The sequence below is a fragment of the Megasphaera hexanoica genome (assembly GCF_043520715.1).
Taxonomy (GTDB): domain Bacteria; phylum Bacillota; class Negativicutes; order Veillonellales; family Megasphaeraceae; genus Megasphaera; species Megasphaera hexanoica.
On the sequence record NZ_CP171361.1, the window covers coordinates 499,780 to 513,462 of the forward strand.

11 protein-coding genes are annotated in these 13,683 nt (G+C 48.5%); 9 read left to right on the forward strand and 2 right to left on the reverse strand.

Features of this window, described 5'->3' with window-relative positions; translation table 11 throughout:
* Positions 1–195 precede the first annotated feature (195 nt).
* The 8 genes from ACGTIC_RS02315 to ACGTIC_RS02350 all read left to right on the forward strand — a co-directional run bounded on the left by ACGTIC_RS02315 (position 196) and on the right by ACGTIC_RS02350 (position 11,425).
* A complete protein-coding gene (locus ACGTIC_RS02315; RefSeq protein WP_059076372.1) occupies positions 196–1,335 on the forward strand; it encodes an acyl-CoA dehydrogenase in 1,140 nt (379 codons plus the stop codon).
* A gap of 27 nt (positions 1,336–1,362) precedes the next feature.
* Positions 1,363–1,779, forward strand: coding sequence for a MaoC family dehydratase (locus ACGTIC_RS02320; protein WP_059076373.1), 417 nt, complete (start codon positions 1,363–1,365; stop codon positions 1,777–1,779).
* A gap of 68 nt (positions 1,780–1,847) precedes the next feature.
* Positions 1,848–3,299 (forward strand): 4-hydroxyphenylacetate 3-hydroxylase family protein, encoded by a 1,452-nt coding sequence (locus tag ACGTIC_RS02325; RefSeq protein WP_075581784.1) that lies wholly within the window; start codon positions 1,848–1,850, stop codon positions 3,297–3,299.
* A gap of 237 nt (positions 3,300–3,536) precedes the next feature.
* Entirely contained in the window at positions 3,537–4,838 is a 1,302-nt protein-coding gene (locus tag ACGTIC_RS02330) for an MFS transporter (protein WP_059076151.1), read from the forward strand.
* A gap of 220 nt (positions 4,839–5,058) precedes the next feature.
* Positions 5,059–6,735 carry a glycosyltransferase family 39 protein gene (locus ACGTIC_RS02335; protein WP_113855269.1) on the forward strand — a complete coding sequence of 559 codons (1,677 nt, stop codon included), beginning with the start codon at positions 5,059–5,061 and terminating at the stop codon, positions 6,733–6,735.
* Positions 6,732–7,676 (forward strand): glycosyltransferase family 2 protein, encoded by a 945-nt coding sequence (locus ACGTIC_RS02340; RefSeq protein WP_113855270.1) that lies wholly within the window; start codon positions 6,732–6,734, stop codon positions 7,674–7,676. The genes ACGTIC_RS02335 and ACGTIC_RS02340 overlap by 4 nt, the downstream gene beginning before the upstream one ends.
* 169 nt (positions 7,677–7,845) lie before the next feature.
* Positions 7,846–10,239 carry an AAA family ATPase gene (locus tag ACGTIC_RS02345; protein WP_059076148.1) on the forward strand — a complete coding sequence of 798 codons (2,394 nt, stop codon included), beginning with the start codon at positions 7,846–7,848 and terminating at the stop codon, positions 10,237–10,239.
* A 10-nt stretch (positions 10,240–10,249) separates the two neighbouring features.
* Positions 10,250–11,425, forward strand: a complete 1,176-nt coding sequence (locus tag ACGTIC_RS02350; RefSeq protein ID WP_113855271.1) for an MFS transporter — start codon at positions 10,250–10,252, stop codon at positions 11,423–11,425.
* Between the two features lie 238 nt (positions 11,426–11,663).
* Here ACGTIC_RS02350 and ACGTIC_RS02355 read toward each other — a convergent pair whose 3' ends face one another.
* Positions 11,664–12,059: a VOC family protein gene (locus ACGTIC_RS02355; protein ID WP_113855272.1), complete on the reverse strand. Its 396-nt coding sequence runs from the start codon at positions 12,057–12,059 to the stop codon at positions 11,664–11,666.
* Positions 12,060–12,243: 184 nt separating this feature from the next.
* On the opposite strand from ACGTIC_RS02355, the gene ACGTIC_RS02360 reads away from it, so the two are divergent.
* Positions 12,244–12,678: a SoxR reducing system RseC family protein gene (locus ACGTIC_RS02360; RefSeq protein WP_059076145.1), complete on the forward strand. Its 435-nt coding sequence runs from the start codon at positions 12,244–12,246 to the stop codon at positions 12,676–12,678.
* 71 nt (positions 12,679–12,749) lie between these two features.
* Here ACGTIC_RS02360 and ACGTIC_RS02365 read toward each other — a convergent pair whose 3' ends face one another.
* Positions 12,750–13,604 (reverse strand): fumarylacetoacetate hydrolase family protein, encoded by an 855-nt coding sequence (locus ACGTIC_RS02365; protein ID WP_059076144.1) that lies wholly within the window; start codon positions 13,602–13,604, stop codon positions 12,750–12,752.
* Between the last annotated feature and the right edge of the window lie 79 nt (positions 13,605–13,683).

Sequence of the window (13,683 nt, forward strand, 5' to 3'; positions counted from 1 at the left end):
ATTGCTATTTTATGTGAAAAATGGTAGAATATAGACGTAAAACGTATATACAAATTATAACTCATATACAAACAAATTGCAAAAGAAATTGTCATATTTATCTATTCCGATATAGATATAATTCTGCTTTAAAACTATGAAAATAGTTTTGAATAAATGCCTTACGAGGCGTATAATTTAAGGAGGTATTTTTTTATGAATTTTGAATTCTCTGATGAACAGCAGGCGATTCAGAAATTGGTACGCGAATTTGCAGAAAAGGAAATTGCACCGACTGTCCAGGAACGGGATGAAAAAGCAGAATTTTCCCGTGAAATCTTTGATAAAATTGGTGAATTAGGCTTGTGCGGCATCTTTTTCCCCGAAGAATACGGTGGAAGTGATGGCAGTTATGTAAGCTATATCCTGGCTAATGAAGAATTATCCAAGGTTGATGACGCCGTAGCTGCCGGGTATGCCTCCAGCATTTCTCTGTGCGCATGGCCTATCTGGAAATTTGGTACAGAAGAACAGAAGAAAAAATACCTCACACCGCTGGCAGAAGGAACGAAACTGGGTGCTTTCGGCCTGACAGAACCCAATGCCGGTTCTGATGCTGCCCGTCAGCAGAGCACGGCTGTCCGTAAAGGCGACCATTATATCCTCAACGGCAGCAAAATCTTTATCACCAATGGCGGGGAAGCAGACATTTATGTCGTCTTTGCTATGACGGATAAGACAAAAGGCACAAAAGGGATTTCCGCGTTCATCCTTGAAAAAGGAATGGAAGGCTTCACTTTTGGCAAAGAAGAACAGAAGATGGGGATTCATGCTTCCAAGACGAGAGAACTGATTTTCCAGGATGTCAAAGTTCCGGTAGAAAATCTTCTCGGTGAAGAAGGCAAAGGCTTCAAAATCGCTATGCAGGGCCTCGATGGCGGCCGTATCGGTGTTGCTGCCCAGGGCCTGGGCATCGCCGGTGCTGCGCTGGAAGCGGCCATCAAGTATTCCAAGGAACGGGAACAGTTTGGCAAACCGGTCTGCAAATTCCAGTCTATTTCCTTTATGCTTGCCGACATGGCAACGAAACTGGATGCAGCCCGTCTTCTCGTGTACCGTGCAGCAGCCCTCAAAGAACAGGGCAAACCGTGCACGAAAGAATCGTGCATGGCCAAGCTGTATGCGACCGATGCGGCTATGTCCATTGCAACGGACGCCGTACAGATTCTCGGCGGTTATGGCTACATCCGCGAATATCCGGTAGAACGGCTCATGCGTGATGCCAAGATTACCCAGATTTATGAAGGTACGAACCAGATTCAGAGACTGATTATTTCCGGCCAGCTTTTACAGTAAATCGTTCATACAGAAAGGGAGATAACGATGAGTGATGTATTAACCTATGATGAAATGAAAGTCGGCGATAAGACCACTTTCGGCAAAACAATTGGTGAATGTGATGTATATGCTTTTGCAGGTGTTACGGGTGATTTCAACCCGATGCATGTCAATGAAGTAGAAGCATCGAAGACCATGTTCAAAGGCCGTATTGCCCATGGCATGCTCAGTGCCGGCATCATCTCCACGACCATGACGAAAGCTGCTCATGGCGGCACGCCGATTTACTGCTCACAGGAATTAAAATTTAAGGCTCCTGTACATATTGGTGATACCATTACCTGCACGGCAGAACTCATTGAAAAGATTCCGGAAAAACATCGTCTGATTTACCGCACCGTCGTTACCAATCAGGACGGCGTAGTCGTTACAGACGGTAAAGCAATGATTTTAAAATTCTAAGTTGATTTGACGCGCAGGGGGCCCGGGCTCCTTGTGCGTTATCTGAAAAGCACAAGGAGGTTATACTCATGGCATTAATGACTGGTGAACAGTATATCGAAAGCATGCGCAAGCTCAATCTGCAGGTGTACATGTTCGGCAAAAAAATCGACAACGTCGTCGATGACCCCATCCTGCGTCCGTCCCTGAACTCGGTCCGCATGACCTACGACCTGGCCCAGATGCCGGAATACGAAGATCTCATGACGGCTACGTCGTCCCTGACTGGTGAAAAGATCAACCGTTTTACCCATATCCACCAGAGCACCCAGGACCTCATCAACAAAGTCCGGATGCAGCGTCTCCTCGGACAGAAGACGGCAGCCTGCTTCCAGCGCTGCGTCGGCATGGATGCATCCAACGCCGTATTCTCCACGACCTATGAAATCGACCAGAAATACGGCACTCATTATCATGAAAACTTCAAGAAATTCCTGACCCGGGTACAGCAGAACGACTTTACCGTCGATGGCGCCATGACCGACCCGAAAGGCGACCGCGGCAAGGCTCCTCATGCCCAGGATGATCCCGATTTGTATCTCCACGTCGTCGAACGCCGTCCCGACGGTGTCGTCGTACGCGGTGCCAAAGCCCATCAGACAGGCTTCATCAACTCCCACGAAGTCATCGTTATGCCGACCATCGCCATGCGGGAAGCTGATAAGGATTACGCTATTTCCTTCTGCTGTCCGACCGATGCCGAAGGCATTTTCATGATCGTCGGCCGTCAGTCCTGCGATACGCGGAAACTGGAAGGAGCTCCCATGGATACGGGCAACCCCGAATTCGGCGGCACGGAAGCACTGGTTATCTTCGATAACGTATTTATTCCCAATGACCAGATCTTCCTCAACGGCGAAGTGGAATTTGCCGGCATGATGGTCGAACGCTTTGCCGGATATCACCGTCAGTCCTATGGCGGCTGCAAAGTCGGCGTAGGCGACGTCCTCATCGGGGCTGCGGCCCTGGCAGCCGATTATAACGGTTGTGCCAAGGCATCGCACATCAAAGACAAGATTATCGAAATGCAGCACCTGAACGAAACGCTCTTCGGCTGCGGCATCGCCTGCTCGGCCCTGGGCAAACCGACGAAATCGGGTAACTACCTCATCGACCTGCTGCTGGCCAACGTGTGCAAGCAGAACGTCACCCGTTTCCCCTATGAAATCGTCCGCCTGGCCGAAGATATTGCTGGCGGCCTGGTCGTCACGGCGCCGTCGGAAATCGACCTGCGGGATCCGAAAATCGGGCCGTATGTCGATAAATACCTCAAAGGCGTATCGTCCGTATCGACGGAAAACCGCCTGAAAGTCCTGCGTCTCATCGAAAACCTCTGCCTGGGCACGGCCGCCGTCGGCTACCGGACAGAATCCATGCACGGTGCCGGCAGCCCGCAGGCACAGCGCATCATGATTTCCCGTCAGGGGAACCTGGAAATGAAGAAAGAACTGGCCAAGAAGATTGCCCATATTGAAGAATAACCTCTGAGCCATAGCAACATGCTCCGCATAGGGGTATAAACAGAGAGTCCCATGATAGCTCCGGCTGTCATGGGACTTTCTGTTCATCTGTATTTTGGATGCAATAATACAAATTGTGCATAACCAGATTGACAATTATGGATAATCGACGTATAATTAAATCACTAGCATACCAATATATTGGTATATCTCCGATCGGAACAAGTGAATAGGAATGAATGAGAGAGGTGAAGTAACATGACTACGTTACAATCAGAAAAGCCGACGAAAGTCCGCTGGATGGTCTTCGGCTCCTTACTGGCATTATGTACGGTAAACTATATCGACCGTGCCGTTATTTCTATTTGTATGCCTTCCATTGAAGCAGATCTCCACTTTGGTCCTGCTCTGGTAGGGGTCATTCTCAGTGCCTTTTTCTGGGGCTATACGCTGATGCAGATTCCTTCAGGCTGGATTGCGGACCGTCTGGGGCCGGGCAAGACAATCCTGGGGTCCGGGATTTTGTGGGGTGTATTTCAGGTCATCACCGGCTTTTTGAGCAGCAGTTCTGCTTTTATGGCTGTACGGGCACTGCTCGGTGCATCGGAAGCCCCGATTTATCCGGCCAGCAGCAAGCTCCAGTCTGTGTGGCTGACGAAGAATGAACGTACCCGTGGTGCAGCTATTGTCGATGCCGGATCGGCTCTCGGCACAGCTATTGGCGGGCCACTCATTATTGCCTTCCTTGCCTGGTTTGGCGGCTGGCGTGGTGCCTTGATGGGAGCCGGTGTCTTTACGATGGTAGTAGTCCTCATTTGTTATAAATTCGTTCATACGACACCGGATACGAATAAAATGATCAACAAGGCTGAACGGGAATATATCGATAATGCCCTGAAAGCTGAATACGAAAGCGAACAGATGGCTAGTGGCGGCAAAACGTCACTGGGATTGCCGCGGTATCTGCGCAGTGTCACTTTCTGGGGCATGGTCCTGGGATTTGTCTGCTATGACTGCTTCTGGTATGGTCTAATGACATGGGGGCCTATGTATTTATCCCAGGTATTTAAAGTCAATTTCATGGCTGTTGGCGGTTCTATTTTCATTATCTTTGGCTGTGGTGTTATTGGTTCCCTCTTTGGCGGCTATATGATTGATACGATGTGCATGAAATATGACCCCAGCAAAGTCGTTAAGTATGCCCTGGCAGGTCTGGGAATCGTGATGGCAATCGCCATGTATCTTCTCAGTACGGCTACATCCATGACGCTGGCTATCGTGTATATGTCTGTTGCCATGTTCTGTGAAAAATGGGTTGGTGCGACGTTCTGGATGATGCCGGCTGCTATTTCGCAAAAAGATGATGTCGGCATTGTTGCCGGTGCCATGAACTTTATGGGCAATATCGGCGGCGCCATCGTACCGATTCTCGTCGGTATGATTGTCACACTGACGGGATCGTATTACTGGGCTATTATCCTCTTTATGGCCTTTGCCATCGGACTCTGCATTTTCCCGATTGGCATCAATATGAACAAAAAAGTCGGTTCTGCTTCCTGATTATTGTACTTTGCTCTAGTAAAAACCCTCTATTCCATGTATACTGGATAGAGGGTTTTTCTCTGCCGGCTGTTAAGCGGAACCAACCTGCGGGGCGGTTTTGTTCCAGCTGCTTTTTTTTGGAATCAGGGATATAAAAAATGTTACAGGCCTGTTTAGGTTTTGTTTAGATAGAAGCTGTATACTGTCACTATATAGGATACAGTGGGAGGAAATGAATATGAATTGTGCCATACGGCGTCATCAGCGTCTGATTTTTTTTGTTTTATTGTTTGCTGCGGTTTTCCTGTACCTGGCTCATATTGGTTCCTATCATCTGATTGAATTAGATGAGGGAAGATATCACCGGGTAGCCATGGAAATGGTTCTTTCCGGCGATTACATTACGCCTCATTTTGACTATATGCCGTATTTTGAAAAACCAATCTTTCAGTATTGGATAACGGCTCTTTCCATGGAACTCTTTGGTTTCCGCGAATTTACGGGACGTGTCCTGCCGGCCCTTTCGGGATTGGGGAATGTCCTGCTGGCCTTCTGGCTTGCCCGGGTAATGTACAACCGTCGTACGGGCGTTATGGCGGCCGTCATTCTGGCAACGTCAGCATTGCAGCTCATCGTCGCTTCCATCGGTGTCCTCGACATGGCGCTGACTTTTTTTATCGATGCCTGCCTGGTCACCTTTTATGTATTTGAGAGAACGGAAAATAAGAAATATCTGCTGCTATTTTATGCATTCATGGGGTTCGGAATGTTAACCAAAGGGCTGATTGCCATCGTGTTTCCCTGCGGGATTATTTTTTGGTATGCCCTTTGTACGAAACGACCCCGCCTGTTCCTGAAATTGTTTTATCTGCCGGGAATCCTGCTGTTCCTTGTCATCGCTGTGCCGTGGTATTATATGGTATGCCAGCGGAATCCTGACTTTTTTTACTTTTTCTTTATCCGTGAACACTTTCTCCGCTTTGCTACCAAGATGCATGAACGGTTTCATCCCTGGTATTATTTTGTGCCGGTCCTGCTGGCTGGCACGATGCCCTGGACCGGGTTTTTATTGACTTTTTTCAGCAAAAAAGGCATCCTGCGCCGGCCGGGTACCCTGCGGCATCGGCAGGATATTTTGTTCCTCGGACTTTGGGCAGGCCTTATTTACGTTTTTTACAGCATTTCTGATTCCAAACTGCCGACCTATATTCTTCCCTGCTGGCTGCCGTTATCGGTCCTTCTGGCAGCATCACTGGAACGGTGCCGGAGAGAAAAAGACTGGCTATGCCACAGCTTTTTTGTAAACTCCGTGCTCTGTTTGTTATTTACGGCTGGCGGGATTGCCTATCTCATGCATACAGATTTCCTGACTGTGCCAGATTTCCTGAAAAATGGCGGCCTGCTCATCGCGTCCCTTCTTGCAGGTACGCTGGCAGCCTGCTGGTCTTATAAAAAGCGCCGCAGTTTCTTTGCTGTTTTCCTGATTCTAAGCTGTATGGCCTATGGCTTCGGACTTGGCGCCCATCAGGTGCAGGGGCAGATCCATGATCACCAGTCAGCCTATCAGGTCAGCCAGGATATTAAGACTCTGCATCCGTCGGAAGATACGCCGATTATTATGTACGGTTCTTTCATTCCGGGGCTGGTATATTATCTGGACCGGCCCGTGGCGGCTGCCAATTTTATGGGTGAACTGGAGTTCGGCATTCACCATACGGATCGTACGGGGATGTATTATGGCAGTAAGGAACTGTATGATGTCTGGCATAGCAGCCAGCCGGTCATTGTCGTAGTACAGCCGAAATACCTTGAAGAGGCACTGAGTGTCCTTGACGGGAATATATACCAGCGTATGGAAGAAGAGGATTATACCGTATTGATTAACCGGCCGTTGAAAGAGGGCGTATTGCCATGAAGCGTATAGACATTCTCGTACCCTGCTACAATGAAGAAGCAGTACTCCACCAGTTTTATGAACGGACCAGCTCGGTTCTGGAACAGATAGAAAATTACCAGTTCACTTTTATCTTTGTCAACGACGGCAGCCGCGATCGTACAATATCGATTATCCGGGAGCTTTATGAAAAAGACGCCCGTGTTTCTTATATTTCTCTATCCCGTAACTTTGGAAAGGAAGCGGCTATGCTGGCTGGTATGGATTATGCTGATGGCGATGCCCTGGTCATCATGGATGCTGATTTACAGGATCCGCCGGAACTTCTGCCGGAAATGATTGCCTGGTGGGAAAAAGGATACCGTGATGTCTCAGCCCGCCGTCGCTGCCGGGAAGGAGAAACATTTTTCAAAAAATGGTCGAGCCACGTATATTATAAATTGTTGAAAAAACTGACGTCCGTTCCCGTTCAACAGGATGTGGGCGACTTCCGCCTTCTGGACCGCCGCTGCGTCCAGGCTTTGTGCAGTCTGCGGGAATGTCAGCGCTATACCAAAGGGCTTTTCAGCTGGATCGGTTTTGAAAAGAAAGAAATTCTCTTTGATCGTCCGCCCCGGGCCGCGGGCAAAACGAAATGGAACTACTGGCAGCTTTTTAACCTCGCTGTAGATGGCATTACCAGTTTTACGACGGCCCCATTGCGGGCGGCTTCTTTTGCAGGCTGTCTGCTGGCCTTTCTGGCGGCTTTATATATGTGTTTCATCGTCGTACGTACACTCGTATACGGCGGTGATGTAGCCGGGTATCCGTCCCTTATTTCGGTCGTCTTGTTTATCGGCGGCGTACAACTCATGTTCATGGGAATTATGGGGGAATATATCGGCCGTATTTATAATGAAAGCAAGGGCCGCCCGCCTTATATAGCAGAGGAAAGAGGCGTAAAAAGAAAAGAGAAATCATAGGAAGTGAAATGAACTGCCCCCCATTCGTTAGATTTTTAGGTCTAACTTTTGGGGGGCACTACAAAACCGCCTCACGGGCGGTTTCTTTTATTTTCCGCGGCAAACATGGTACAATACAACTAGTATGTATCCAAGTCCGCCCTGGCAGACGAGAAAGAAGGGGACCGCCATGATCGATAGAGATAAGTTGAAGGACATTCTGACTGAATATAAAAGGGATTTTCCCCAGCGCTGGCCGTTGGAAAAGTATAAGTGGGAAGCTGTGCGCTGTTTTCAGACGGCATGGGACTTTACGGCCCGGGATTTTGAAGAAATGTTTACGGCTGCTACGGCCCGGACAAAGGATTTGCTTACGTCGGTTAATTATTATCCCCGCGGGGTTATGCGTGGCTTTGCGGCCGTCAACCGGGATGCGACCAAGGCTATGTTTTCTAATCTTTTTGACGAAAAAAAGGACCTGGCGGTCCGCGTAGAACGGTTTCGGGAAGATGCCGAACATATCCGGCGGGAATATGGGGAAGGCATCTGGAAGCAGCATTATCAGAAATTGAACGCCATCAGTACGTATTTGTGGCTCCGTTATCCCGACCGGTATTACCTGTACAATTATTCCGATTGCCGTGTCGTAGCGAAAGAACTTCATAGTTCATTTATGCCTCACCGCGGTGCTCATGCAGGAAATCTCATCGGTGCCTATGGCCTTTTTGATGAAATCTGTGATGCCATTCAACAAGACAGCGAACTGCAGACGGTGTACAGGGCGCAGCGCCATGACAACTGCTGGGCTGACACCTCGTGCCATACGCTGACCGTCGACCTTTGCATGTATATCAGTCGTATTTATTCGAAAAAAGGCATCGGCAGTGGCGATCCGGACTGGCTGCCCATTGGGTACAGCCCGGAATTGTCTGTTCAGGACTGGGTCGCTTTATTGCAGGATGATGCCGTATTTACGGAAAGCAGCCTGGAAGTGATGCGGCGGTTCCTCGATTTTGGAGGAATGGCAACATGCCGGCAGTTGGCCAATAAATATGGTGAGCCTAAAAATTTTTATAATTTCTGTTCTGTTTCCCTGGCAAAACGGGTAGCGGAAAAAACGGATTGCAACGTCCTGACTACAGAAGACGAAAGCGCCAAATGGTGGCCGATTTTATACGTGGGAAAGATAGATGAACACAATGCCGATGGCGGATATATCTGGAAATTGCGGGATGAACTGGCAGAGGCCCTGCAACAGGTCGATTTGTCGCGGGTAAATTTATATGCGCATGTATCGCTTCCTGAAGGAAGGCATGCGGCCTGGTGGTTTAGTGTCAACCCCGTGTTGTGGAGCTTTTCTTCTATGGGCATAGGGGAACCGCGCAGCTTTTCCCTGTATAATGAAAACGGCAATAAGCGGCGCGTTTTTGAAAATTTCCTGGCTGCACGAAGCGGGGACTTCCTTATTTGTTATGAATCATCGCCGGTGCGCCAGATTGTAGCTATTGGAAAAATTGTCAAAGAAAGCGACGGTGAAAATATCTATCTGGAAAAAGTGGAAGGTCTGGTACATCCTATTGGATATACGGCAGTGCAGGCTGTGCCAGAGCTCCGGCGGATGGAATATTTTGAAAATCCCCAGGGAAATTTATTTAAATTGACCCGAAGTGAGTATACGTCTATCATGGATCTTATCCGTGATGAAAACCCGGTGGATCACCAACGGGTGGTTAAGCCTTATACCCATGATGATTTTATCCGGGAAGTCTATATGAGCCGTGGCCATTTTGCTACTCTGATTTCTCTTTTGAAGCATAAACAAAATATTATTCTGCAGGGGGCCCCCGGCGTGGGTAAGACCTACACGGCACGGCGTATTGCTTATGCGATGATGAGAGAACGGGATGACAGCCGCATTGAATTTGTCCATTTTCACGAAAGCTTTGGGTACGACGACTTTGTGGCAGGGTATAAACCTCAGGATACAGGCTATGTGTTCCGGTACGGCATTTTTTACCGGTTCTGCCAGCGGGCCGCCAACATGCCAAACAAGCCTTTTTTCTTCATTATTGACGATATCAACCGGGGGAATATCAGCAAAATTTTTGGCGAATTACTGATGCTCATTGAAAAACCATACCGCGGTACATCTGTAACTCTTTCCTGCAACGGAATGCCTTTTTCTGTACCGAAAAATATATATATCATCGGTATGATGAATATGGCGGATACGGTTTCCATCCGCGATTATATCCTGCGCCGCCGCTTTGGATTTTTTGAACTGATTCCCGAATTTGATTCTGATGGATTTCAAGAGTATATGAAGAAGCTCGATAGTGATACATTTACGGCCTTGATTACCCGCATAAAAAAACTCAATGCAGAGATTTCCGAGGATCCCCGGCTGGGACGGGGCTTTTGCATCGGTCATGGGTATTTCTGTGGTCAGACGGAATATACTGAAGAATGGCTCATGGAAATCGTCGATTATGAAATCATGCCACTTCTTTTAGAATACTGGCCGGACAAGCCTGATAAAGTGCGGCATTGGGGACATGTTCTGCGCAGTGTATTTTATGATTGAGGAGACTACGATGAAACGATATTTGTATCTGCTTTCGCTTGGCCATTTTTGTACTGACTTAAGCGGAGGAGCGCTGCCAGCCCTGTTGCCGTTCCTCGTACTGTATTACGATCTCGATTATGCCGCCGTCGGTGGGCTCATGTTTGCCTCGTCCTTTTTGTCATCGGTCATTCAGCCTGTCTTTGGTTACCTGTCCGATAAGTTGTCCCAATCATGGTTTCTGGTAGCGGGCGTCTTTTTGTCGGGAGCCTGTTTTTCCCTGACGGGATTTTTTTCAGATTACTGGGCTATTTTTACCGTCGTTGCACTCATGGGGGTCGGAGGTTCTATGTTTCATCCCGAGGCAGCCCGTCTGGTTCATGCCGTTTCCGGAAGGAACGAAGGCAAAGCGATGGGGATTTTTTCTGTTGGTGGCAACGGGGGATTTGGCGTAGGGCCGCTCCTGGTCGTCGGGGTTATCACTTCGTTTGGCATGCATGGCATGGTCGTTTTTGCCGGCATTGCGGCTATTATGTCATTGCTTTTCGTACGGACTCTTCCATCGCTCCGGCAGGCTGCACAGCTTGTGTCTCCTTCTCTGACTTCCCGGGAAACCGTTCCGGATAGTACTGTCACAGGAAAAAATGACTGGCGACAGTTTTCCAAGCTTACGGTCGTCATCATATTCCGGGCCATTGCCGTCTCGTCGCTATTTAGTTTTTTGCCCCTGTTCTGTATCAATATGCTGGGAGCATCGGAAGCGGTAGGAAGTCTGGTCCTGTCGGTTCTTTCTCTTTCTGGTATCGTCATGACGCTCTGGGGTGGCAATCTGGCTGACCGGTATGGCTGTGTATGGACACTCCGCCTGTGTTGTATCCTGTTTGTACCTCTCATGATACTGGTCACGATTTCTACGCAAATCTGGATGGTCTATGCTCTGCTGCTGCCACTCAGTTTCTGCGTGAGCGGTGCCTATTCGGCTTATGTCGTCCTGGGACAGCGCTACCTGGCACGCAGCATCGGATTTGCATCGGGCGTTACCATGGGGCTGGCTTTCAGTATTGGAGGCATGCTCGTTCCCGTCCTGGGATGGTTTGCTGATATATATGGACTGATAGCAGCGATGGAAATCATTACGGCATGCACGATAGGGGCCGCAACCTGTTCATTCCTGTTGCCTGAGCCGGCAAATCATGGAGCTGCCTGATAACAAATGCCTGATATGGATACCGGCACAGTATTCTTTCCCGTATGCGCCAGATGAAATGCGGTGATGGTGCTGCAGTAGCCGTTTCTGCCAAAAAAGAAGCCGTCAAAGGCGTATCGACCATTTCCCATCATCATTAATCGCCGTTTATTCCATGTATAGCATAGGATGCAAAATAGAAGACGGACCTGTCAAAATATGGCAGGCCCGTCTGTTGCATGTCCGAATATATAAAAGATTATTTTTCCTGGAAAAATTCGATTTCTTCACCGCAGGGACCGATAGCAAAGGCGATGCGGGCTGGAAAGGGCGGCTGGGAAGCGATAGTGATATCTTTAGGCTCCACAGCAATGGTATAACCTGCTTGACGTACAGCGGCGATGCAGGCATCGGTATCATCTGTTGCCAGAGCAAAGTGATTGACCGACCCGGTTGTGCAGCTGGCACTTCCGCTGGCAAAGATTTCGATGAGGCCGTCCCCCGTATCAAACATAATACCTGCTTTTTCTTCATTACCCCAACGGCGCAGGACCGGAAGGCCGAGGACATCCCGGTAAAAATGAACGGTTTCCTGGAATTTTTCTAAATTGGCACATTTTAATGCAGCATGGTGGATTCCTTTGATTAAACTCATGCTAAGACCCCCTGATTAATGATATATACTTATTGTATCATAGGAATTGTCTGATTGTTACTGCCAGATCAGAAGGAAAATAAAAAACGATCATTCCGGGGCATTGCCTTTTAGGTGGTCCCATGCTATAATGTATACAATGAATAATGATTATTAATTAATATATGATAAAGGAGGAATCCTTATGCGTATAGGTGAAGGTACGATTGAAGAAATCAAGGAAAACGGTCTGGCAAAAGTAAAAGTAAGCCGGGATTTCCTGTATGTAGCTTGCAGTGCCTGTGCCGGAGCCGAACATGTCATGATTATGGCTTATAATGGGCTGGGAGCCCGGGAAGGAGACCGCGTCCGTTACGAAGTAGATGATTCCCACCTGGCCATGAGCTCGTTTATTTGCTTTATCATGCCCCTTCTCCTGGCGGCCGCTGGTGCGCTGGCCGGATATGGTCTGGGAACAGAGACTATGTGGGGGATTGCCGGCGCCGTTATCGGCCTGGCGTTTGGCGTTGCCGGAGTCAAATACTATGACAACCGGTTGGGAAAGGTGATTGATACAAAAGCTTCCATTACGGCCATCCTGGAGGATGGAGAAGATGATAATGAATCCGTAACAGCATAGAAGAACGAGCCTGCCGTATTGATGGCAGGCTCGTTTACTAATAACGTATATGAGTGAACCGGGTAAAACGGTTATTTTGTCAGGGTATTGGTCAGTTCGCCGATGCCGTCGATTTTTACGGTGACCGTATCGCCGGCTTTCAGCCAGACTTGCTTGTCTTCCGGATATCCGAGGATGACTCCTGAAGGCGTACCGGTGAAAATGACGTCTCCCGGTTTCAGTGTCATATATTGGGAGAGGTAACTGACGATAGTGGCACAGTCGAAAATCAGGTCATTTGTATTGGAGTCCTGACGCGGCTGTCCATTGACAAAGCTCTGGACCTGGAAATGAGCCGGATCTGCTTCTGATGCGGGTACGATGTATGGTCCCAGAGGAGCAAAGCCGTCAAAGGTTTTGCCGATAAGCCACTGGGGGGTACGCATCTGCAGATCACGGGCAGAGAAATCGTTTCCGATGGTATAGCCGAAAACATAATCGAGGGCATCTTCTTTACGTACCATGTGGGCTGTTTTCCCGATGACGATGACCAGTTCGACTTCATAATCGTATTTATACGCCGTGTCAGGCAGGACGATATTTTCCTTGTGGGCATTCAATGCATTATTGAACTTGCTGAACAGCGTAGGATAGTCGGGAATAGGCAGCTTGGATTCTTTGGCATGAGCCGCGTAATTGAGGCCGATGCAGAGAATTTTTTCGGGATTGAGTACGGCCGGGGCAAAGCGTACCGTATCTGTATCGACAACCGGTCCGTTTCCGGCAGCTGTACGAATGGCGTCCAGGGTATACGTCCCATCTATGGCAGATTGCATTGTGGCTGGAATAGCCGGGTATCCACCGGCAGTAGCGTCGCGGGCCGTGCCGTTTTCGTCCATGACGCCGAGATGGATTTCGGTGCCTTTGTAGAAATTAAATAGTTTCATAAATGAATCCCCTCCTCTGGCTTTCTAGAATACTAGTTCATTCCATTATAGCATATTAAATATAAGAAATATAGAAATA